General features: G+C 72.5%; 20 protein-coding genes. 12 read left to right on the top strand and 8 right to left on the bottom strand.

The features are described 5' to 3' along the window. Positions 1-57 precede the first annotated feature (57 nt). From ABCS02_RS21065 to ABCS02_RS21050, 4 genes are all read right to left on the bottom strand, one after another. A complete protein-coding gene (locus tag ABCS02_RS21065) occupies positions 58-345 on the bottom strand; it encodes a WXG100 family type VII secretion target (protein WP_345837649.1) in 288 nt (95 codons plus the stop codon). Between the two features lie 219 nt (positions 346-564). Continuing rightward, on the bottom strand, positions 565-2,193 hold the full coding sequence (locus ABCS02_RS21060) for a HAMP domain-containing sensor histidine kinase (protein WP_345837648.1): 1,629 nt from the start codon (positions 2,191-2,193) through the stop codon (positions 565-567). Between the two features lie 133 nt (positions 2,194-2,326). Beyond that, positions 2,327-3,019 carry a response regulator transcription factor gene (locus ABCS02_RS21055; protein ID WP_345837647.1) on the bottom strand — a complete coding sequence of 231 codons (693 nt, stop codon included), beginning with the start codon at positions 3,017-3,019 and terminating at the stop codon, positions 2,327-2,329. A gap of 8 nt (positions 3,020-3,027) precedes the next feature. Next, complete coding sequence (locus ABCS02_RS21050) at positions 3,028-3,702, bottom strand: helix-turn-helix domain-containing protein (protein ID WP_345837646.1); 675 nt, start codon at positions 3,700-3,702, stop codon at positions 3,028-3,030. 84 nt (positions 3,703-3,786) lie between these two features. On the opposite strand from ABCS02_RS21050, the gene folE reads away from it, so the two are divergent. From folE to ABCS02_RS21030, 4 genes are all read left to right on the top strand, one after another. Continuing rightward, positions 3,787-4,377: a GTP cyclohydrolase I gene (gene folE, locus ABCS02_RS21045; RefSeq protein WP_345837645.1), complete on the top strand. Its 591-nt coding sequence runs from the start codon at positions 3,787-3,789 to the stop codon at positions 4,375-4,377. Between the two features lie 27 nt (positions 4,378-4,404). Further along, the gene (locus tag ABCS02_RS21040) at positions 4,405-5,625 is read left to right on the top strand and encodes an FAD-dependent oxidoreductase (RefSeq protein WP_345837644.1); all 1,221 of its coding nucleotides are present in this window, start codon (positions 4,405-4,407) and stop codon (positions 5,623-5,625) included. Positions 5,626-5,699: 74 nt separating this feature from the next. Then, positions 5,700-6,515 (top strand): dihydropteroate synthase, encoded by an 816-nt coding sequence (folP, locus tag ABCS02_RS21035; protein WP_345838002.1) that lies wholly within the window; start codon positions 5,700-5,702, stop codon positions 6,513-6,515. Beyond that, the gene (locus ABCS02_RS21030) at positions 6,512-7,222 is read left to right on the top strand and encodes a pyrimidine reductase family protein (protein WP_345837643.1); all 711 of its coding nucleotides are present in this window, start codon (positions 6,512-6,514) and stop codon (positions 7,220-7,222) included. The genes folP and ABCS02_RS21030 overlap by 4 nt, the downstream gene beginning before the upstream one ends. Positions 7,223-7,363: 141 nt before the next feature. On the opposite strand, the gene ABCS02_RS21025 is transcribed toward ABCS02_RS21030, so the two are convergent. Genes ABCS02_RS21025 through ABCS02_RS21015 form a run of 3 tightly spaced genes read right to left on the bottom strand, consistent with a single transcriptional unit; the run spans position 7,364 to position 11,067 of the window. After that, the gene (locus tag ABCS02_RS21025) at positions 7,364-9,016 is read right to left on the bottom strand and encodes a DNA repair helicase XPB (RefSeq protein WP_345837642.1); all 1,653 of its coding nucleotides are present in this window, start codon (positions 9,014-9,016) and stop codon (positions 7,364-7,366) included. Between the two features lie 36 nt (positions 9,017-9,052). Then, a complete protein-coding gene (locus tag ABCS02_RS21020) occupies positions 9,053-10,798 on the bottom strand; it encodes a helicase-associated domain-containing protein (RefSeq protein WP_345837641.1) in 1,746 nt (581 codons plus the stop codon). A 2-nt stretch (positions 10,799-10,800) separates the two neighbouring features. Next, positions 10,801-11,067, bottom strand: a complete 267-nt coding sequence (locus ABCS02_RS21015) for a multidrug ABC transporter ATPase (protein WP_345837640.1) — start codon at positions 11,065-11,067, stop codon at positions 10,801-10,803. A 110-nt stretch (positions 11,068-11,177) separates the two neighbouring features. Between ABCS02_RS21015 and ABCS02_RS21010 the strand changes: the two genes are divergently transcribed. Continuing rightward, positions 11,178-11,561, top strand: coding sequence for a cold shock domain-containing protein (locus ABCS02_RS21010; protein WP_345837639.1), 384 nt, complete (start codon positions 11,178-11,180; stop codon positions 11,559-11,561). After that, a complete protein-coding gene (locus tag ABCS02_RS21005) occupies positions 11,545-12,210 on the top strand; it encodes a DUF3027 domain-containing protein (protein WP_345837638.1) in 666 nt (221 codons plus the stop codon). The genes ABCS02_RS21010 and ABCS02_RS21005 overlap by 17 nt, the downstream gene beginning before the upstream one ends. A 45-nt stretch (positions 12,211-12,255) precedes the next feature. Here ABCS02_RS21005 and serC read toward each other — a convergent pair whose 3' ends face one another. Further along, positions 12,256-13,368 (bottom strand): phosphoserine transaminase, encoded by a 1,113-nt coding sequence (serC, locus tag ABCS02_RS21000; protein ID WP_345837637.1) that lies wholly within the window; start codon positions 13,366-13,368, stop codon positions 12,256-12,258. Positions 13,369-13,473: 105 nt separating this feature from the next. Between serC and ABCS02_RS20995 the strand changes: the two genes are divergently transcribed. The 6 genes from ABCS02_RS20995 to ABCS02_RS20970 all read left to right on the top strand — a co-directional run bounded on the left by ABCS02_RS20995 (position 13,474) and on the right by ABCS02_RS20970 (position 22,247). Next, entirely contained in the window at positions 13,474-14,184 is a 711-nt protein-coding gene (locus tag ABCS02_RS20995; RefSeq protein ID WP_345837636.1) for a metal-dependent transcriptional regulator, read from the top strand. 219 nt (positions 14,185-14,403) lie between these two features. Further along, a complete protein-coding gene (locus ABCS02_RS20990; protein WP_345837635.1) occupies positions 14,404-15,273 on the top strand; it encodes a M23 family metallopeptidase in 870 nt (289 codons plus the stop codon). Positions 15,274-15,573: 300 nt separating this feature from the next. Then, positions 15,574-16,071 (top strand): HNH endonuclease, encoded by a 498-nt coding sequence (locus ABCS02_RS20985; protein WP_345837634.1) that lies wholly within the window; start codon positions 15,574-15,576, stop codon positions 16,069-16,071. 249 nt (positions 16,072-16,320) lie between these two features. Continuing rightward, entirely contained in the window at positions 16,321-17,052 is a 732-nt protein-coding gene (locus ABCS02_RS20980; protein WP_345837633.1) for a hypothetical protein, read from the top strand. Further along, the gene (locus ABCS02_RS20975) at positions 17,052-18,641 is read left to right on the top strand and encodes a DNA polymerase Y family protein (RefSeq protein WP_345837632.1); all 1,590 of its coding nucleotides are present in this window, start codon (positions 17,052-17,054) and stop codon (positions 18,639-18,641) included. Before ABCS02_RS20980 ends, ABCS02_RS20975 begins: the two co-directional genes overlap by 1 nt. Before the next feature lie 9 nt (positions 18,642-18,650). After that, positions 18,651-22,247 (top strand): error-prone DNA polymerase, encoded by a 3,597-nt coding sequence (locus ABCS02_RS20970; RefSeq protein WP_345837631.1) that lies wholly within the window; start codon positions 18,651-18,653, stop codon positions 22,245-22,247. Positions 22,248-22,280: the final 33 nt, after the last annotated feature.

Below are 22,280 nucleotides of genomic sequence, written 5' to 3'. Positions count from 1 at the left end.
GCCCTGACGTCCGTGACGGCCCCGATGCTTCGGCATGGGGGCCTTCTCGCGTCTGCGTCAGCGGAAGAGGCTCGCCGTCGCGGCCTCGGTCTCGGCGTACTGAGCGCCCGCGGCGGAGAGGGCGGCGTTGATCGCGGTGAGCGCCTCCTCGACCTGGTGCTGCGCCGCACGCCACTGATCGAGCGCGGACTGGAACGCGACGGACGCCGAGCCGGTCCAGCTGCCTTGCAGCTGCGTGAGCAGCGCCAGCATCGCGGCGGTGTCGCCGTGGACGCGGTCCATCGTGCCGCGCATTGCGGCGGTGGCGGACAGGACCGCGTCGGAGTCGACGGAGAAGACAGCCATGGTGCTCCTTCGGATCGGGATGGATGCCCCCGACGCTATGCACCGGCGGTGCCCGCACGTCCCTCCTCGGCCTCCCTTGGGGACGGCATCCGGTTCCGGAGGCCCTGTGGAGAGCCTCCGAGATCAGGTGATCTTGCTGATTCAGGACGATCTCGCGCCGGATCGTCCTGAATACGCCACATCACCTGATCTGGCGAGGCAGGCGGGGCGGGCGGGGGATCAGGGCTGGGGGTCGCGGAGGCGCGGGAGGGGCTGCGTGTCGATCAGCAGGTGCGCGGCCGTGTCGGCGCCGAGGGCCAGCGGCAGGCTGACCCGGAAGGTCGCGCCGCCGCCGGGGGTGTCCCGCACGTCCACGGTGCCCTCCAGCGTCTCGACGATGGATGCCACGATCGACAGGCCGAGCCCGGAGCCACCGGTCTCGCGCGTGCGCGACGTGTCGGCGCGCCAGAAGCGCTCGAAGATGTGCGCGCGGATCTGCTCGGGGATGCCGTCGCCGTGGTCGATCACCTCGAGCCAGCCGGCGTGCCGGTCGGCGTCGACGCCCACCCGCAGCTCGACGGGGGAGTCCTCTGGCGAGTAGCGCCGGGCGTTGCCGAGGAGGTTCGCGACCACCTGCCGCACCTGGTTCTCGTCGCCCATCACGATCGGCGGGGACGGATGCAGCGGCACGGCCCCCGTCGAGAGGTCGAGCGCCGCCGCATCCCTCGGGGGCACCGCGACCTCCGTCGGCCGGGGTCGCCGGCGCAGCAGCGCGCCGGCACGCCCGATGACCCGGGCCGGCGCGCCGCCGCGGCGCCGCGGGGCGGCCTCGGGCTGCGGCGGCAGGACCGGCTCGGCGACGAGGACGTCGGGCACCTCGCCCTCCGTCGTGTCGATCACGGTCACGGTGCGCTGGGGGGCCGCGGCACGCACGTCCAGCGCGGCATCCCGGGCGATGGGCCGTAGGTCGAGCGGGACGATCTCCACGGCGCGCTTCTCGTCGAGGCGGGCGAGGGCGAGGAGGTTCTCGACGAGCCCGGTCATCCGGATCGCCTCCTTCTCGATCCGGTCCATCGCCTGCGCGGTCTCGTCCGGCGTCTGGATCGCGCCCATGCGGTACAGCTCGGCGTATCCGCGGACGGTCACGAGCGGCGTGCGCAGCTCATGGCTCGCGTCGCCGATGAACCGGCGCATCTGCCGCACCGTGGAGTCCCGATCGCCGAGAGCCGTGTCGACGCGGCCGAGCATCGTGTTGATCGAGGCCTTGAGCCGGCCGACCTCGGTCGTCATCGGCTCGATGTCGGTCATGCGGAGGCTGAAGTCGCCGGCCGCGATCGCCATCGCGGTCGATTCCACCTGGCCGAGACTTCGGAACGTGAGCGTCACGATCCACCGCACGAGGAAGGCGCTCGCGACCACCGTGAGGATCGCGAGGATGCTGTAGATCCCGAGGAACGTGCCGATCACGCGGTCGTTCGCGGTCGTCGGCACCGCGACGAGCTGCGTGAACAGGGTCGAGTTGTCGCGGATCTGGAACACGCCCACGACCGCCCGATATGTGCTCTCCCCGTCCGAGCTCGGAAGCGTGAACGGGCGCAGGTCGTTGGTCGTGGCATCCTGCAGCGCGAACGTGGACGGGAAGACCGGATGCGACGTCCCGTCGCCGCCGGCGCTGCCGAGGAGCGTTCCGTCAGGTCCGTAGACCGCGACGAAATAGTCCGCTCCGGGCGGGAGCTGGTCGCGCGCCGTGACGCCGAGCTGACCGTTCGTCACCGAGAGGTTGAGCAGTGAGCCCGCGACGCTCGTCTGCCCGAGCTGCGTCAGCGAGGTGTCGAGGTTCGTCGCGAGGGCGTTGCGGAGGAACACCATCGTGCCGATCCCCGCGAGGAAGAGGCCGATGGCGAGGATCGCGACGGTGACGCCGGTGACCTTCGCGCGCAGGCTGGTGCCGCGCCACCAGCGCGTCAGCCCATCGGTCTTGTGATGCTCCAGGGCGTCCTCGTCAGGCGCTCTTCGCGGCCTTCAGCATGTAGCCGAAGCCGCGCTTGGTCTGGATGAGCGGTTCGCTCGAGTACGGGTCGATCTTCCGGCGCAGGTACGAGATGTAGCTCTCGACGATGCCCGCGTCGCCGTTGAAGTCGTACTCCCACACGTGGTCGAGGATCTGCGCCTTGCTGAGCACCCGGTTCGGGTTGAGCATGAGGTAGCGCAGGAGCTTGAACTCGGTGGGGCTCAGGTCGATGGGGACGTCGCCGACGAGCACGTCGTGCGTGTCCTGGTCCATCGTGATCTCGCCGGCCCGGATGACCGACTCTTCGTCGGCCTGCATCGTGCGCCGGAGGATCGCCTGGATGCGCGCGACGATCTCGTCGAGGCTGAACGGCTTCGTGACGTAGTCGTCGCCGCCGGCGTTCAGGCCGGTGATCTTGTCCTCGGTGTCGTCCTTCGCCGTGAGGAACAGGATCGGCGCGGTGTAGCCGGCCTCGCGCAGCCGCTTCGTCACGCTGAAGCCGTTCATGTCGGGGAGCATGACGTCGAGGATGATGAGGTCGGGCTCCTCTTCCAGGACGGCCGAGATGGTCTGCGCGCCGTTGCTCACGGCGCGGACCTGGAATCCGCCGAACTTCAGGCTCGTAATGAGGAGGTCGCGGATGTTCGGTTCGTCGTCCACAACGAGGATGCGCGGTGCGGTCATGCCCCCCATTATGACGATGCTCGGCTGTGATCTCGGCGTAGGGCCACGCAGCACACGCCGGCGCCGGGTTCGAGCGAGGGCGTGCGCGGGTCGCCGGTACCGGCCACGACGCCCTCCAGCAGGGCGAGATTCGCGCCGCACAGGAGCGTCGTGTGGGCGCGCGCGAGGGCATGGAACGGGCAGTTGTCGAGCAGCACGTCGCCCGCGGCGTCCTCGCTCGGGGCGTAGCCGCACGCGACGAGGGCCGCCTCCAGGCTCCCGCTCCCCGTGCCGATCGCGACGCCCGCGGCGCGTGCCCGGAGCGCGAGCGCGTCGCGCACCGGCATCTCGTGCACCTCCGCCTCCTCGATCGCGGAGGCCAGGAGGTCTCCGGCGAGCTCGTAGTGCCGCTCCGGGGCACTGCCGATCACGTCGGCGGATGCCGCGACATAGAGCTTCGCCGGTCGGCCCGCGCCAGGGCCCGCCTTGCCAGACCGCCGCTGGTACTCGACGCGCAGCAGCCCGCTCTCGGCGAGACGGTCGAGGTGGAAGGCCGCGGTGCTCCGGGAGATGCCGAGCGCGGCCGCGGCGTCGTCGCGGCTGAGCGGGAGCGCGGCGTCTCGCGCGAGCCGGTACAGGTCGCGCCGAACCGGCTCGCCGAGCGCCGCGAGCGCCGTGACGCCGTTTGGCACGAGAGCGGTCATAGGGCGAGTCTAGTTCTAAAAATGGTGATCTTGACAGAAGAAGTGGACGCGCCTACTGTCGGGGGCACGGACGCGAGGAGCACCATGGCACTTCCCGAGACGGCGTTCCCGCTGCACGCGGTCGAGGCCTCGCCGGGCATCGACGTGGCCCGAGCGGAGGCGGCCGTCGCCGAGCTCCTCGTCGCCCTGGGCCGTGATCTCGGCGACGAACACCTCGCGGACACACCGAGGCGCGTCGTCGACGGGCTGCGGGAGCTGCTCGAGCCGGAGGACTTCGCGTTCACGACGTTCCCCAATCCGGGCGCCTACGACGAGCTGGTGCTCGTCCGCGACATCCCGTTCACCTCGCTGTGCCGGCACCACCTGCTGCCGTTCCGGGGCGTGGCCCACGTCGGCTATCTTCCGGGTGCCCGCATCGCCGGCCTGTCCAAGCTCGCCCGCGTCGTCGACCGGCACGCGCGCGACCTGCAGGTGCAGGAGGAGCTCACCGTCCGGATCGCGGACGACCTCGACCGGAACCTCGAAGCGCGCGGCGTCGGCGTCGTAATCCACGCGGAGCACCTGTGCATGTCCGTGCGGGGCATCCGGGCGGACGGCGCGACGACCGTCACCTCGGCGTTCCGGGGCGAGATCGCGGCGGATCCTGCGCTCCGGGCGCGGTTCCGTACCGACTGACGGCGGGGGACGACGAGGAGGGCCGACATGGCGCACATGGTCATCATCGGGGGAGGCCTCGCGGCCGAGTCGGCCGCGAGAACCCTGCGCGAGGAGGGGTACGACGGCGAGATCACCGTCGTGTCCGACGAGCCGCACTCGCTGTACGAGCGTCCGCCGCTGTCGAAGGGCTACCTGCAGGGCACGGAGGACCGGGATGCCGTCATCCTCCACCCGCCGGACTGGTACGAGACGCACCGCATCGAGGTGCGCACCTCGACGGCGGCCACGGCCGTCGACCCCGGCGCGCGCCGCGTCGCGCTCGCAGACGGGTCCGCGCTCTCGTACGACGCCCTGCTGCTGGCGACGGGTGCGGCGCCGCGCCGCCTGCCGATCGATGGACACGACCTGCCCGGCGTGCGGACGCTGCGCCGGCTCGATGATGCCGACGCCCTGCGCGCCGAGCTGAAGGACGGCGGCCGGCGACTCGTGCTGATCGGCTCGGGCTGGATCGGGATGGAGGTCGCCGCGACCGCCCGCACCCTCGGGAACGAGGTCACCGTCCTCGAGCGTGAGGCCGTGCCGCTCGCGGCCGCCGTGGGCGCGCGCATGGGCGAGGTGTTCCGCCGGCTGCACCTCGATCACGGGGTCGACCTGCGCACTTCGACGCACGTGGAACGGATCGTGGGCGCGGAGCGCGTGACGGGCGTCGTCGCGGACGGCGAGACCGTCCCGGCGGACCTCGTGCTCGTCGGGGTCGGAGCCGTGCCGAACACCGGCCTCGCCGAGGCGGCCGGGCTCGAGGTCGACAATGGGGTGCTGACCGACGCCGCCCTCCGGACGAGCGCGCCCGGTGTGTTCGCGGCCGGCGACGTCGCGAACGCGATCCATCCCGTGATCGGGCACCGGCTGCGCAGCGAGCACTGGGACAACGCCCTCCGGTCCGGACCCGTCGCCGCGCGGGGGATGCTCGGCATCCCGGCCCTGCACGACGGCATCCCGTACTTCTACACCGACCAGTACGACCTCGGCATGGAGCTGTCCGGCTACCCGCCGCTCATGCGGGCGGCCGAGCTCGTCGTCCGCGGTGACCTGGACGCGCGCGAGTTCATCGCCTTCTGGGTCGACGGCGGCCGTGTGGTCGGCGGCATGAACGTGAACGTCTGGGACGTCAACGAGACCGTGCAGCGGCTGATCCGCGCGGGCGGAGAGGTGGATGCCGAGGCTCTCGCCGACCCCGGAACGCCGCTCGAGAGCCTCGTCCCGTGACGTCGTCGCCGACGGCGCCGTGTGCGGTCGTGCTCGGGGGCGCGCTCGTCGACCTCACGACGCGTCTGGCCGTCATGGCGATCGTCAACCGGACGCCCGACTCGTTCTACGACCGCGGCGCGACGTTCGCGCTCCGCGCGGCGGTGGCCGCCGGGATCGCCGCGCGCGAGGCGGGCGCCGACATCGTCGACGTCGGGGGTGTCCCGTTCGCGCCAGGACCTCCGGTGCCCGTGGCGGACGAGATCGCCCGGGTCGTCCCGGTCGTGTGCGAGCTGGCCCCCGTCGTCGCGGTGAGCGTGGACACGTTTCGGCCCGAGGTGGCCCGCGCGGCGATCGAGGCGGGCGCGAGCGTGATCAACGACACGACGGGGTTCCGCGATCCGGGGATGGCCGCCGTCGTCGCCGAGTCCGAGGCCACGGTGGTGATCGCGCACAGCCTCGCGGCCCCGCGCACCGAGCATCCGCAGCCGCGGTACGGCGACGTCGTCGCGGAGGTCGGCGCCTTCCTCGCGGAGCGGCGCGAGTGGGCGCTGGGCTGCGGCATCCCGCCCGAGCGGATTATCCTGGACCCCGGCCACGACCTCAACAAGACCACGCGCCACTCTCTCGAGCTCACCCGCCGGCTGGGTGAGCTGACCGGGCTCGGAGCGCCGCTCCTGGTCGCGCTGTCGAACAAGGACTTCGTGGGCGAGACGCTCGACCGCGACCGCGGCGATCGCCTCGCAGGCTCGCTCGCCGCGGCCGTCTTCTGCGTGCTGCAGGGCGCGCGGATCGTGCGCGCGCACAACGTGCGCGAGACCGTCGACGCGCTGCGGATGGTGGAGGGCATCCTCGGCTGGCGCGATCCGGCGTTCGAGCGGCACAACACGCGCCCGGAGGGGAACGCATGACGACTCCGTCGCGCGCGGATCTGTTCGCGGCCTATGCCCTCCCCGGGCGCGACGCGGTCCGCGTGCGCGTGAACTTCGTCGAGAGCGCGGACGGCGCCGTCACGCTCGGCGGCCGCAGCGGCGCGCTCGGCGGGACGACGGATCGCGCGGTCATGCAGGTGCTCCGCACGATGGCCGATGTGGTCGTCATCGGCGCCGGCACGATGCGCGCGGAGGGATACGGCGGCGTCGAGCTCGGAGCCGAGGACGCCGCGTGGCGGCCGGATCGCGGGCTTCCGCCGCAGCCCCGGATGGCGGTCGTCAGCCGGGCCCTGGACCTCGATCCGGGGCATCCGTTCTTCGCCGACGCCGTCGTGCGGCCGGTGGTCGTGACGTGCGCCGCAGCGCCGCCCGAGCGCCGGGCGGCGCTGGAGCGGGTCGCCGACGTGATGGTGTGCGGCGTGGACACGGTCGTCCTCCGGGAGATGCTCGCCGCGTTCGCGGCCCGTGCCCTCACGCAGGTGCTGTGCGAGGGGGGTCCGCACCTGTTCGGGGCCCTGCTGGACGCCGGACTCGTGGACGAGGTGTGCGTCACGGTCGCGCCGCGGTTCGTCGGCGGGACGGCCGGACGCATCGTGCAGGGCGCTCCCGAGGCCGACCGCCGCTTCGCCCTCGCCGGTTCCTTCGCCGACGACGACGGCTTCGTCTTCCTCCGCTACGCCCGCTGACTCCCCGCCCCTCCGCTCCGCCTGTCCTCCCCTCCGCCGGCCCCCTCCCCGTGAGAACGCGCTTGTGTCACGAAATCCGGGCGTTTTCGTGACATACGCGCGTTCTCGCGGAGGAGGGGGACAGGCCTCGGCCGGCGGGGGTCAGGCGGCGGCGAGGGCGTCGGCGTCGAGGATCGTGTAGCTGTAGCCCTGCTCGGCGAGGAAGCGCTGGCGGTTCTGGGCGAAGTCCTGGTCCACGGTGTCGCGGGCGATGAGCGTGTAGAAGCTCGCGGTGTGCCCGGACTGCTTCGGCCGTAGGAGCCGGCCCAGGCGCTGGGCCTCCTCCTGCCGGGAGCCGAACGAGCCGGACACCTGGATCGCGACGGATGCCTCGGGCAGGTCGACCGAGAAGTTCGCGACCTTCGAGACCACGAGCAGGGGGATGCTGCCCTCCCGGAAGGCCTGGTACAGCTCCTCGCGCTCGTCCACGGGGGTCGCGCCGGTGATCTTGGGTGCCCCGAGCGCGTCGGCGAGCACGTCGATCTGGTCGAGGTACTGGCCGATCACGAGGATCTGCTCGCCCGCGTGCCGGTCGGCGAGCTGGCGCACGACCCCGATCTTCGCGGCCGCGGTCGCCGCGAGCCGGTACCGGTCGTCGTCGGCCGCGGCGGCGTACTCGAGGCGGTCGCCGGCGGGCAGGTCGATCCGCACCTCGTAGCAGACCGCGGGCGAGATGAAGCCCTGGGCCTCGATCTCCTTCCACGGAGCGTCGAAGCGCTTCGGGCCGATGAGGCTGAACACGTCGCCCTCGCGTCCGTCCTCGCGCACGAGCGTCGCGGTGAGGCCGAGGCGCCGGCGGGCCTGGAGGTCGGCGGTCAGCTTGAACACCGGAGCGGGCAGGAGGTGCACCTCGTCGTAGACGACCAGTCCCCAGTCGAGCGCGTCGAGGAGCGCGAGATGCGCATACTGGCCCCGGCGCTTGGCCGTCAGGATCTGGTACGTCGCGATCGTGACCGGCTTGATCTCCTTCGCCTGCCCCGAGTACTCGCCGATCTCCTCGGGCGTGAGCGACGTCCGGCGCAGCAGCTCGTCGCGCCACTGCCGCGCGCTCACCGTGTTCGTGACGAGGATGAGCGTGGTCGTCTTGGTGTCCGCCATCGCCGCGGCGCCCACGAGCGTCTTCCCGGCGCCGCAGGGGAGGACGACGACGCCCGAGCCCCCCTCGGTGAAGCTGTCCACCGCCTGCCGCTGGTAGGGCCGCAGGTGCCAGCCGTCCTCGTCGAGGTCGATCGGATGCGGCGTGCCGGGCGTGTAGCCGGCGAGGTCCTCCGCGGGCCAGCCGATCTTCAGCAGCTCCTGCTTGATCTGCCCGCGGGCCCAGGCCTCGACGACGTAGGTGTCGGGGGAGGGGTGGCCGACGAGAAGCGGCGCGACGCGCTTGTTGCGCGAGACCTCGCTGAGCACCGCGGCATCCGTGGAGCGCAGCACGAGGACCTCGTGCTCATCGACCTCGTCCCGGTCGATCACGAGCCGCCCGTACCGCCCCACGGACTCGCGGATGTCGGTGGCCACCGACGGCGGCACGGGGAAGCGCGACCAGCGGTCGAGCGTGCCGAGCATGTCCTCCGCGTCGTGCCCCGCAGCGCGGGCGTTCCACAGACCGAGGCGCGTGATCCGGTACGTGTGGATGTGTTCGGGCGCGCGCTCCAGCTCCGCGAAGACCGCGAGCTCGTGCCGGGCGCTCTCCGCGTCGGGGTGGGCCACCTCCAGCAGGACCGTGCGATCGCTCTGGACGATGAGAGGGCCGTCAGCCATAGCCGGAAATTCTACTGCGCGCGGATGTCCCGAAGCTCAGGCGGTCGCATCCTCGGCGGGTCGGGCGCTGACGATGCTCGCCACCGGAAGCGTCCGCTCGACGTCCGCGCTGCGGTCGCGCCCGCGCAGACGCCCGCCGCCGAGGCCGGTCACCTCGAGGAGGAACTCGCGCGTCGCGCCGCCCGGCATCGCGACCACCACGGTCATCGTCTGGCGTTCGCGGGCGGCGCGGTCGAGCTCGCGCTGCAGCCACGCGGCGTCCGATCCGTCGTCCTGCGCCGCGCGCAGCACGGCCACGAGGCGGCCGTAGTCCGGGGTCGCCGGGCGGCTCGCGGCCGGCGGCTCGCGGCGGACCGGCCGCTCCGCGGCGCCGGCGGCGTCGACCGCGACCACGGGGTAGCGCGCGTCGGCGAGCGTCCAGTACACGGCATCCCGTCCCACCCGGGACGCCAGCGCGTCACCGTCGGGCACGAGGCCGACGGGGCGGAGCGCCTGGTCGACGGCGATCGCGGCGAGGAGCTCCCGGTCGGCGGACTCGATGCGCGTCCGCCCGGATGCCGGATCCACGCCCACCCGGACGAGCCCGTGCCGCGCGCTCTCCTGCTCCACGAGGTAGTCGAGGGGCTGCGGGATGCCGGTGAGCGAGATCCCCCCGAGGAACGCGCGCAGCGAGGCCGCGGTCTCCCCGAGGGCGACCGCGCTCGCGACGGAGGCGGGGGTGAAGCGGTAGGTCGAGGCCTGGGCGCGCGACTCGCGCACCGCCATCCGCCGGAGGCGCAGCTCGATCGCCGGCGCGAGGGGGCCCGGCGCGATCGCGGACAGGTCGGCCTGCAGGTATACCCGGTCGATCTCGGCGGGGAGGAGCTCCGCGAACGCGGCCGTCGCGGGGGTCCCGGTGCGGCGCAGCGCCGTCGTCCAGTCCGGCTCCGCGCCGGACGGGGCGTACAGGCCCCAGCGCAGCGCGACCCGCCACGTGCGGCTCGCCCGATCCGGCCAGGCGGGGTCGAGGGGGAACGCGTCCGGCCAGCGGGAGGGCGGCGCGAACCCGCCGTCGTCGGTCACGAGGCCCTCGCCGAGCGCGCCCGGGAAGGCGCGCACGATCCGCTCCCAGCGGTCGGCCGTGCCCTTCTCGAGCCAGGCGAGGCCATCCACGGTCACGACCCACTCCCGCTCGACGCCGCGCACGAGTCCCGCCTCGGCCGCGCTCGCGACGAGGTCTTCGAGCTCCTCCGCGTCGGCCACCGCGCCGGCATCCACGAGACGTCGGCGATCCACGGCGCTGACCTGGCCCGCGCCGGTGCGGAGCAGAGGGATGTCGGATGCCGCGACCAGGAGGTCGGTCAGGGCGCTGACGCTCGAGAACGCGCGCTCTTCGGCGGCGTGCCGCTCGTCCTCCGTCGCCGGCGAGGGATCCGCCGCGGTCCGGGCCTCGAACGCGGCCGGCTCCCGGTCGGCAAGGTCGCGGATCCGCTGCGCGACGCCGCCGAACAGTGCGCCGGCGTCGTCGACGAGCCCGCGCCGCCACGCCCAGTCCCGCGCGCGGTCGGGGAGTGCCGTGGCTTCCGTGACGGCCTCGCCGAGGGCGACGAGTACGAACCGCGGCGCTCGCAGGAGCGCCCGCTCGACCGCGGACTCCTCGAGCAGCGCGGTCGCTGCGTCGAACGCGTCCTCCCAGGACGCGGACGGGGCGATGCCGCGCGCGAGCAGCAGGGCGGTGAGCTCGGCGTCATCCCGCGCGACCAGCGCGGAGGCGAGCGCGCGCTCGTCGGAGGACTCGGGCACCGCTATCGGCTCCGGTTGGCTCGCGACCTCCGCACGAAGCTCATGATGAGGAGCGTGAACAGCAGCAGGAACGCCACGATCGGGGCCAGGTAGACGACCACGCCGATGAGCGGCCAGATCCCCGTCGCGAAGTTCGCGCCGGCGGTGGTGCCGATGATGATCGCGAAGAAACAGGCGATCGCGAGGACCAGCAGCCCGAGCGACATGAATGCCAGGACCCGGTCGATCCGGCGAACCGGGGTGTCCCCTCCGGGAGTGCGCGTGCTCATCCGAACCAGCCTACCGTGAACGCCCAGTGTCGTAGGCTGGGGGACGGATGCGCCGTGCATCCCGATCCATCACGACCCGCACTGCGGGCCCATCCGCAGCGAGGTTTCCCATGCCCACCGGCAAGGTCAGGTTCTACGACGAGGAGAAGGGCTTCGGCTTCATCGCGACCGATGACGGTCAGGATGTCTTCCTTCACGCGACGGCTCTGCCGGCGGGGAGCGCTGCGCCCAAGACCGGTGCGCGCGTCGAGTTCGGGATCGCCGACGGCAAGAAGGGGCCCCAGGCTCTCTCCGTGCACGTCCTCGAGGCCCCGGTCAGCCTCGCCAAGCGCTCCCGCAAGCCCGCCGACGACATGGCGGTCATCGTCGAGGACCTCGTGAAGCTCCTCGACGGCATCGGCGGCGATCTGCGTCGCGGTCGCTACCCCAGCGGCGGTCACGCGAAGAAGGTCGCCGCGGTGCTGCGCAAGGTGGCCGATGAGCTCGACGCCTGAGAACTCGGAGGTGCCCGACGAGCGACTGCTCGCGGCGCACGATGTCGCGCTCGCCGCGCTGCGCGAGATCACTCCGGAGGCGACGATCGGCGACCCCGCCGGCTACACCGTCGAGGACGAGGGCGTCGTCTCGCTCCTGTTCGCGACCCGGCTGGCCGGGTACCCCGGCTGGTTCTGGACCGTGAGCCTCGCCGTCGTGGAGGAGGCCGAGCCGACCGTGCTCGAGGCGGAGCTGCTGCCCGGCGCCGGAGCCCTCCTCGCCCCCGAGTGGGTGCCGTGGGCGGAGCGCCTGGCCGACTATCAGGCCCAGCAGGCCGCCCTCGCGCAGGCCGGCGTCGAGGCCGATGACGACGCCGCGGAGGACGCGGACGTCGATGACCTCGACGACGACGACGAGGATGATGACGACGACGATCTCGACGAGGACGAGGTGCTGCGGCTCCACGCCGGCGACGTCGACGGCGTCGAGATCGACCAGTTCGCCGAGGATGCCGACGTCGATGACCTCGACGAGGACGATGACCTCGACGAAGACGATGACCTCGACGAGGGGGAAGATCTCGACGAGGACGACCTCGACGAAGACGACGACGACCACCTCGAGTCCGAGGAGGACGGCTTCGACGTCATCGAGGACCGCGACCGCTGATCCGGTCCTCGGGGGCTCGCGCCCCCGAGTCCATCCCTCAAGGGGTCAGAGGTTCTCGACGATGTAGTCGACGCAGCGGACGAGCTGGCGGACGTCGTTCGGCTCGATCGAGACGAACGTCGCGACCCGCAGCTGGTTGCGGCCGAGCTTGCGGTACGGCTCCGTGTCGACGATCCCGTTCTTGCGCAGCGTCTTCGTGATCTGGGTCGCGTCGATCGCGTCGTCGATGTCGATCGTGACGACGACGGGCGAGCGGTCCGCGGCATCCGCGACGAACGGGGTCGCGAACGAGGTCGCGGCGGCCCAGTCGTAGAGGACCGACGACGACTCGCGCGTGCGCGCCGCCGCCCACGTGAGCCCGCCGCTCTCCAGGATCCAGCCCAGCTGGTCGTCGAGGAGGAGGAGCGTCGAGAGCGCGGGGGTGTTGAGCGTCTGCTGCAGGCGCGAGTTGTCGAGCGCCTGCTTGAGGCTGAGGAACGGCGGGATGTAGCGGTCGCTCGCGTCGATCCGCTCGATCCGCTCGATGGCCGCCGGTGAGACCGCGGCGAACCACAGGCCGCCGTCGGAGCCGAGGTTCTTCTGCGGCGCGAAGTAGTAGACGTCGGCCTGGGTGATGTCGAAGTCGATGCCGCCGGCGGCGCTCGTCGCGTCGATGACGGTCAGCGCGCCCTCGTCGCCCTGCACGCGCTGGATCGGCGAGGCGACGCCCGTCGAGGTCTCGTTGTGCGGCCAGGCGTAGACGTCGACGCCCTCCACGGCCACGGGCACAGCGCGGGTGCCGGGCTCCGCGTTGCGGACGTCCGGCGCCTCCAGCCACGGCGTCTTCGCCGAGGTGGCGAACTTGCCGCCGAACTCGCCGAACACGAGGTTCTGGCTGCGGCGCTCGATGAGGCCGAACGCGGCGGCATCCCAGAACGCCGTCGAACCGCCGTTGCCGAGGACGATCTCGTAGCCGTCGGGGAGGCGGAACAGCTCGGCGAGGCGCGAACGGACGCTCGCGACGAGGTCCTTCACGGGCGCCTGGCGGTGCGAGGTGCCGAGGATCGACGCCCCGGGCCCGGCGAGTGCCTGCAGCTGCGCGGCGCGGACCTTCGAGGGTCCGCTGCCGAACCGGCCGTCGACGGGGAGGAGCTCACGGGGCAGCACGATGTCCGACATGCCCTCGACTCTAGCCGCCGGTCGCAGCCCTCACCGGCGCCGCCTGTCCCCACGCGCGCGGGGATAGGCTTGGCTTCTCATCCCGAACGGCCCGAGGACACCCCCATGACCGATCTCATCGACACCACGGAGATGTATCTGCGCACCATCCTCGAACTCGAGGAGGAGCACATCGTCCCGCTGCGCGCGCGCATCTCCGAGCGTCTCGGGCACTCCGGTCCGACGGTGTCGCAGACGATCGGGCGGATGGAGCGCGACGGGCTCGTCGTCGTCTCGGACGACCGGCGGCTCGAGCTCACCGACGCCGGCCGTCACAAGGCCGTCGACGTCATGCGCAAGCACCGTCTCGCGGAGCGGCTCCTGAGCGATGTCATCGGCCTCGACTGGGCCTACGTCCACGAGGAGGCGTGCCGCTGGGAGCACGTCATGAGCGAGCAGGTCGAGCGCCGGCTCGTGGAACTGCTGGGGCATCCGACCGAGTCGCCGTACGGCAACCCGATCCCCGGTCTCGACCAGATCGTGGACGTCCCGGAGGGCGCGGCGCACGCGTTCGAGGAGGGCGTCGTCGGCCTCGTGAAGCGGCTGGAGGACGGCGGCGGCCCGGTCACCGGCACCGTGCGCCGGCTCGCCGAGCCCGCCCAGGTCGATCCCGAGCTGCTGCACCAGCTGCAGACGGCGGGCGTCGTGCCCGGAGCCACCGGCGAGTACCAGTTCAGCGACGGCTACGTGCTCGTCCAGATGGACGGGAACGACCAGGGCCTGGAGCTCCCGGTCGAGGTCGCGGGCCACATCTTCCTCGTCGACCAGTCGCGCTGATCCGTCGCCGCGACGACCGTCCGGGGGCGACTCTCCGGGCGGCTCGACGTGACATGTTCGTTATCCTCCGGTAGCCTCGAACGGTCCACAGGCGAAAAGACCGCCGACGGACCCCGTGCAGATTGCCTCGACGGCTCGTCGTATCGCGCGGTGAACCCGCTCCCGAAAACCGGGTTATGACGAGCCGGCGCCCTGCGCAGAGGCGACGGAGGAACCAGCTTGGCTGAGAACAACGAGTCGCCCGCGAACGAGCCCGCGCGCCGCATCCGCTATCGCGGCAGCAGCGTCACCCGCACCCCGCAGAAGGCGACCCGACCCGTCGCGCGCGCCGCGGGCCGGAGTTTCCGCTCCGCCGCGTCGAAGCCCGTGCGCAGCGTCGTCATCCTGAGCATGGTCGCGGGCCTCATCGCGACCGTCGCCCTCCCCGCGTACGCGGCCTGGCAGCCCAGCAGCGGCGCCGCCGCCGTCACGACCCAGCAGGTCGCGGAGGGGAACGCGCAGTCGCTCGTCGTGGCCTCGAACGCCGCCGACGTGAGCCTGAGCCGCAGCAGCTATGACGCGACGACCTCCGACGAGATCGCGAAGAAAAAGGCCGAGGAGGCCGCGGCCGCCCGCGCCGCCTCCGCGTCCGCGTCGGCGTCGACCCGCGTCTCGGTCGACCTCAGCATGGTCGCGCCCGGCAGCGGGCAGGTCCGCTGGCCCGTGACGCACTTCACGTACACGGAGGAGAACCTCTTCCGTCCGCCGATCCGTCCGGATCACAACGGCTTCGACATGCTCGCGCCGCAGGGAACCCCGATCTACGCGGCCGCCGCCGGCGTCGTGCGCGTGTCGCAGGACGGCTACGGCGGATACGGCGAGGCCATCGTCATCGACTCCGTCATAGGCGGCCAGCTCGTGAGCACGCTGTACGGGCACATGATCCACGGCGGTCGCCAGGTCGACGTGGGGGCCACGGTCTCCGCCGGCCAGCTCATCGGCCTCGTGGGCAGCACCGGCTCCTCGACCGCGAACCACTGCCACTTCGAGGTCGAGATCAACGGCACGCTCGTCGACCCGCTGGCCTGGCTCAACGCCAACGCCAGCTGAGCGCGACACGACACCAGACGTTCATCGGGGCGAGCCCCCGCCCTCTGGTGCATGAGTTAGCCTTTACCTCGACGCTTGAGAGAAGCGGAGGGAGCCGAATGGACGGCGGGCCACGCATCCGAACCATGGATGCACTGGGGTTGCTCGTCCTCCGGCATTGCCTGAGCGAGAGCCATGGTCGCGCCATGGCGCCGAGGCGCTGTCTATAGAGACAGCGCCTTTTTTCATGCCCCTGCGCACCTCGATCCCGTCACCAGTCGAATACCGAGAAGCCGTCCCGGCCATTCGAGAGGAAGAGGAATGCGCACGTTGGTGCTGAATGCGGGGTACGAACCCCTCGCGGTCGTGTCGTTCAAGCGGGCGATCGTGCTCGTGATGAACGAGAAGGCGACCGTCGTCGAGCACGTCGTCGGCGATCCCGTCTGGGGGACCAGCGGTTCGTACGACCGCCCGGCCGTCATCATCCTGACCCGCTACGTCCGCGTCCCCGGCGGACGCCACGTGCCGGTGACCCGCCGGGGCGTGCTCCGCCGGGACGGTCACCGCTGCGCGTACTGCGGCAAGGCGGCGTCCACGATCGACCACGTGCAGCCCCGCTCCCGCGGCGGCAAGGACACGTGGGAGAACCTCGTGGCCTGCTGCCTGCGCTGCAACAACGTGAAGGGCGACCGCACCCCGCAGGAGATGTCGTGGTCGCTCCGCCTGACCCCGGCGCCCCCGCGCGGCGCGCAGTGGACGGTCCGCGGCACGGAGCGCGCCGACCCCCGCTGGGAGCCGTACCTGGCCCTCGCCGCCTGACCCCGCGGGGTTCCCGGGTGCGTGCTCCGGGCCCGTGCGAGTGCCGCCGTGGGCTCCGCGCCCGCGCGAGATCAGGTGATCTCGCGTATTCAGGGTGTTCGGAGCCAGGATCCTCCTGAGTACGCCGAATCACCTGATCTGGTGAGGCCGACGAGGCTCCGATCGGGGATGTCGGAAGGGGTGCATAGCTTCGAACCTGGGCATTGATAGAGGTAGAACGAATGTTCTAATCTGTCCAGGGAGGCAACGATGGGCGCTGCGAGCACGGTCGACGACGTGCGGCGGCTGCGTGCGCGTCTCGACGAGGTCGAGGGGCGGCGGATGGGGGCCCCGGTCCTCCCGGTGCATCCCGAGCTCGCCGCGCTGCTGCCCGGCGGCGGCCTCCGGGCGGGTTCGTCGTACACGGTCGCCCCGTCCGCGTCGCTGCTGCTCGGGCTCCTGGCGCGCCCGTCGCGTGAAGGGGCGTGGTGCGCCGTGGTGGGGATGCCGGAGCTCGGCGCCGAGGCGGCGGAGCTGGCGGGGGTCGCGCTCGACCGGCTCGTGCTGGTGCCCGATCCCGGGTCCCGGTGGCTGGCGGTGACTGCGGCGCTCGCCGACGTGCTGCCGGTCGTGGTCGTGCGTCCGGTGGGCCGGGTCGTGGGCGCCGAGGTGGCTCGGCTGTCGGCGCGGCTGCGCGACAAGGGGACGGTGCTGGTCGTGCAGGGGGCGTGGCCGGGGGTCGAGGCCTCCCTCGAGGTGGGTGAGGCGGAGTGGGCGGGGCTCGGGCGGGGGCACGGGCACCTCGAGTCGCGCGCGCTCACCGTCACGGTGCGCTCGCGGCGCTCGCCCGCGCCGCGGCGCGCCCGGCTCCTCCTGCCCGACGCCCGCGGTGACCTGGATGCCGCGGGTGCGCGGGCGGGGGTCGCGGGTTCTCGTCCCGCCACGACCTCCGAGCCGATGGCACTGCCGCCGGTGCCCCTCCCGCTCCGGGCGGTGGGGTGATGTCGCGGGTGCTCGTGCTCTGGGTGCCGGAGTGGCCCGTCGTCGCCTCCCTCCGCGAGAGCGCGGGGGAGGCGGAGGGGCCGGTCGCGGTGGTGGAGGCAGGCGCCGTCGTGGCGTGCTCCGCGGCCGCGCGGGCGGAGGGCGTGCGGCGGGGGCAGCGCCGCCGTGACGCGCAGGCCCGGTGCCCGAGCCTCGTGCTGGCCCCCGCCGACCCGCTCCGCGATCAGCGCGAGTTCGCGCCCCTCGTGGCGAGGATCGAGCAGGTCGCGCCGGGGGTGCAGATCGTGCGGCCCGGGCTGTGCGCGCTGCGGGCCCGCGGCCCGGTGCGCTACTACGGGGGCGAGGCGGCGGCGGCCCGCGCGCTGCTCGAGGCCCTCGCCGAGCTCGGGGTCGGGGAGGCGCGGGCCGCCGTGGCGGACGGTTTGTTCACGGCGGAGCTCGCGGTGCGGACGGCTCGGGCGGACGATCCGGTCCGTCTCGTTCCCGAGGGCGAGGCGGCGGCCTTCCTCGCGCCCTTGCCCGTGACGACGCTCGACGACGCGGCGACGTCGCACCGCGGCGAGGAGCTCGCGACGCTCCTCGCGCGGCTCGGGGTGCAGACGCTCGGGGAGTTCGCGGCGCTCGATCCCGCCCGCGTCGAGGAGCGGCTCGGCGACCGGGGCCGCCGGCTGCACGCGCTCGCCGCGGGCGAGGACTCCCGTGCCGTCGAGCCGCGCGTGCCCCCACCGCAGCTGCATCGCGAGGTGGCTTTCGAGCCGCCCGTCGAGCTCGCCGACCAGATCGCGTTCGGGATGCGGATCGCGGCGGAGGAGTTCATCGCGCGCCTGGGCGCGCTGGGGCTCGTCTGCACCGAGCTGCGGGTGGAGCTCACGGGGGAGCGGGGCGAGCGCTGCGAGCGGGTGTGGCTGCATCCGGGTTCGTTCGACGCCGCGGCGGTCGTCGACCGGGTGCGGTGGCAGCTCGCGGAGCAGGCGGTGCCGGAACGCCCGAAGCAGGAGCCGGGAGCGGAGGGCGGCGCGGCGTTCCGGAGCGGGGTCGCCCATGTGCGGATCGCGCCGGAGGCGGTGGACCGGGCATCCCACCACGCCGCCGCGCTGTTCGGCGGGGGTCCGGACGAGCGGGTGCACCACGCGCTCTCGCGGGTGCAGGCGATGCTCGGGCATCGCGGGGTCATGACCGCGGCGATCGGCGGGGGCCGCCGGCTCGCGGAGCGGCAGGTGCTCGTGCCCTGGGGCGATCGCGCCGTCGTCGGGCAGGACCGGGCGCGGCCGTGGCCCGGGGGGCTGCCCGCCCCCCTGCCGGCGACCGTGTTCCCGCGGCCCGAGCCCGTCGTCGTGCGGGGGGACGGGGAGTCCCCCGTCTCGGTCGACGAGCGCGGCATCCTCAGTGCGATCCCGCGCACGGCGGTCCTCGGCGGGCGCCGGCATGAACTCGTCGCGTGGGCGGGGCCGTGGCCGCTCGTCGAGCGGGAATGGGATGCGGTGCGGCGCCGCGTCGCGCATCGGTTCCAGGTCGTCGACGACGACCAGAACGCGTGGCTCCTCGTCTGCGAGGGCGGGGCCTGGTACGCGGAGGCCCGCTATGACTGAGGAGGCCTGATGGGATGGCACAACCCGCCCGTGCCGTGGTCGGAGCTGGAACGGGCGTTGCGCGACGAGCGGCGTCCCGCCGACATCCCGGCGGATGCCGACGGGGGCGATGGTCCGGCCTTCTCCCGGAAGCGCGGTCCGTACGTGGGGAAGCACATCGACCGCCCCGAAGATCCGGTGCCGTATGCCGAGCTGCACGCGCACTCGTCGTACTCGTTCCTCGACGGGGCGTCTGCGCCGGAGGAGCTCGCGGAGGAGGCGGAGCGGCTCGGGCTGCACGCGCTCGCGGTCACCGACCACGACGGCTTCTACGGCATCGTGCGGTTCGCGGAGGCCGCGGAGAAGCTCGTCGTGAAGACCGTGTTCGGCGCCGAGCTGTCGCTCGAACTGCCGAAGCATCAGAACGGGGAGCCCGATCCGGTCGGCGCCCATCTTCTCGTGCTCGCGCGCGGGGAAGAGGGGTATCACCGGCTTGCCGGGGCGATCACCGCAGCCCAGCTCCGGGGTGCGGAGAAGGGGCGCCCGGTCTACGATCTCGACGAGCTCGCCGACCGGGCGGGCGGGCACTGGGCGATCTTGACCGGATGCCGGAAGGGCACCGTCCGCCGTGCTCTCGTCGACGCCGGACCCCGGGCTGCCGCGCTCGAGCTCGACCGGCTCGTCGACCTGTTCGGGTCGGAGGCGGTCAACGTCGAGCTGATCGACCACGGCGATCCGCTCGACTCGACTCACAACGACGTCCTCGCGGCCCTCGCCGCGGAGCGGGGCCTGCCGATCCTCGCGACCAACAACGTGCACTACGCCGCGCCCGACCGGCGCATCCTCGCGGCGGCGATCGCGGCCGTCCGCGCGCAGCGCAGCATGGACGAGCTGGACGGCTGGCTTCCCGCGCACGGGGCCGCGCACCTCCGTTCCGGCGCGGAGATGGCGGCGCGGTTCGCGCGGTATCCCGGCGTGGTCGCCCGCACCGTGGCGCTCGCCGACGAGCTCGCGTTCCCCCTGCGACGTGCCCGTCCGGCGCTCCCGAAGCAGGACGTCGATCCCGGCGAGACGCCGATGTCGCAGTTGCGCAAGCTCGTCTGGAGAGGGGCGGCCGTGCGGTATCCCGACCTTCCCGACGGCCACCGGCGGCGGATCGAGAAGGAGCTCGACGTCATCGAGGCGAAGGACTTCCCCGGCTACTTCCTCATCGTGCATGACATCGTCGCCGAGGCCCGGCGTCTCGGCATCCTCTGCCAGGGCCGGGGGTCGGCGGCCAACAGCGCGGTCTGCTACGTGCTCGGGATCACGGCGGTCGACGCGATCGGCTTCAACCTGCCGTTCGAGCGGTTCCTCTCCAGCATGCGCGATGAGGAGCCCGACATCGACGTCGACTTCGATTCGGGGCGCCGGGAGGAGATCATCCAGTGGGTGTACCGGAAGTACGGCCGGCGGAACGCGGCGCAGGTCGCGAACGTCATCCAGTACCGGCCCAAGAACGCGGTCCGCGACATGGCGAAGGCGCTCGGTTATTCGCCCGGGCAGCAGGATGCCTGGTCGAAGCAGGTCGAGCGGTGGGGTGCGCTGCTGGATACCGACGCCGACCACGACATCCCCGGGCAGGTCGTCGATTACGCGACCCAGCTGTTGAAGGCGCCGCGGCATCTCGGCATCCACTCCGGCGGCATGGTGCTGACCGACCGGCCCGTCGGGGAGGTCGTGCCGATCGAGCACGCGCGGATGGCGAACCGCACCGTCATCCAGTGGGACAAGGACGACTCGGCGTGGATGGGCCTCGTGAAGTTCGACCTCCTCGGTCTCGGGATGCTCGCCGCGCTGCAGTACTGCATCGATCTCATCCGGGGTTCCACGGGGGAGGAGTGGGATCTCGATTCGATCCCGAAGGAGGAGGCCGCGGTCTACGACATGCTGTGCCGGGCCGATGCGATCGGGGTGTTCCAGGTCGAGTCGCGGGCGCAGATGGGCCTGCTGCCCCGGCTGCAACCGCGCAAGTACTACGACCTCGTGATCGAGATCGCGCTCATCCGGCCGGGGCCGATCCAGGGCGGTGCGGTGCATCCGTTCGTGAAGCGGCACGCGATCCTGAAGGAGCAGGCGGCGCGGCGGCGCCGGGGCGAGGAGGTGACCGAGCCGTCGCCCGTGACTTACCCGCATCCCGACCTTGAGGACGTGCTGGAGCGGACCCTGGGCATCCCGATCTTCCAGGAGCAGCTCATGCAGATGGCGATGAAGATCGGGGACCTCACGCCGGAGGAGGCCGATCTCCTGCGGCGCGCGATGGGCTCGAAGCGCGGCCTCGAGAAGATCGACTCGCTCAAGAAGCAGCTCTATGAGGGGATGGCGAACCACGGGCTGGAGGGGGAGGAGGCCGACGCGATCTACGCGAAGATCCAGGCGTTCGCGAACTTCGGGTTCGCCGAGTCGCACTCGCTCTCCTTCGCACTCCTCGTCTACGCCAGTTCCTGGATCAAGCTGCACTATCCCGGGGCCTTCCTCGCGGGGCTGCTGCGGGCGCAGCCGATGGGGTTCTACTCGCCCACGACCCTCACGGCGGATGCTCGGCGGCACGGCGTGGAGGTGCGCCGCCCCGACCTCCTCCTCTCCGGCGCCCATCCCACCCTCGAGCCCCTCGCCCCGCTCGATCCCCCGTCGCGAGCGGAGGAGATGGAACGAGCGGAGGACCAACCCCCCGGAGCCTCTCCTCCCTTCCTCACATCTCCTCCCCTCGTCACGGTCGGGCCGGGGATGGATGCGGGCGGGGGTGGGGTGGGGAGGGATGCGGGCGGGCCGGGGATGGGGGCGGGCGGGAGGGATGCGTGCCTCGAGGCGCGGCAGCCGCCGGTGGGGGACTTCGATCCCGGGGCGCCCGACGAGTCGGCGGCGCACCGGCGCGACGGGGCCTTCGCGGTGCGGCTGGGGCTCGCGGCGATCAAGGGCATCGGCGAGACCGTGGCGGCGGGCATCGTCGCGTCGCGGGAGAAGGACGGGCCGTTCCGCGACATCCGCGACCTGGTGCGGCGCACGGGCGTGACCCGCGCCCAGCTGGAGAGCCTGGCGACCGCCGACGCGTTCGCGGGGATGGGGCTCACCCGGCGTGAGGCGCTGTGGCTCGCGGGCCCGGCGGCGCAGGACCGCGTCGAGTTCCTGCCCGACTCGCTCGTCGCGGTGCAGCCGCCGCTGTTCCCCGACCCGACGGCGTACGAGCGCCTGGCCGCCGACCTGTGGGCGACGGGGATCTCGACCGACGACCATCCGCTCACGCATTTCCGGTCCGAGCTCGACGCCCGGGGAGTCCTCACGTCGAGCGAGCTGCGGACCCACGAGGCCGGGCGTCGCGTGGAGGTCGCGGGCCTGGTGACCCACCGGCAGCGCCCGGCCACGGCATCCGGGATGACGTTCCTCAACCTCGAGGACGAGCACGGGCTCGTCAACGTCATCTGCTCGATCGGGGTGTGGAACCGCCATCGGCGGATCCTCCGGGATGCGCCGGCCCTCATCGTGCGCGGGATGCTGGAGCGCTCGATCGAGGGGGTGACGAACCTCGTCGCCGATCATGCGGAGGATCTGCGCGTCGGCGTGCGGCATGCCTCCCGTGATTTCCGGTGACCGGGTTAGGCTCCCCTCAAGCGACCGGAAGGA

Source organism: Microbacterium sp. X-17, assembly GCF_039615055.1.
Note: the sequence above shows the minus strand (reverse complement) of the source record. Positions and strands in the feature narration are given on the sequence as shown.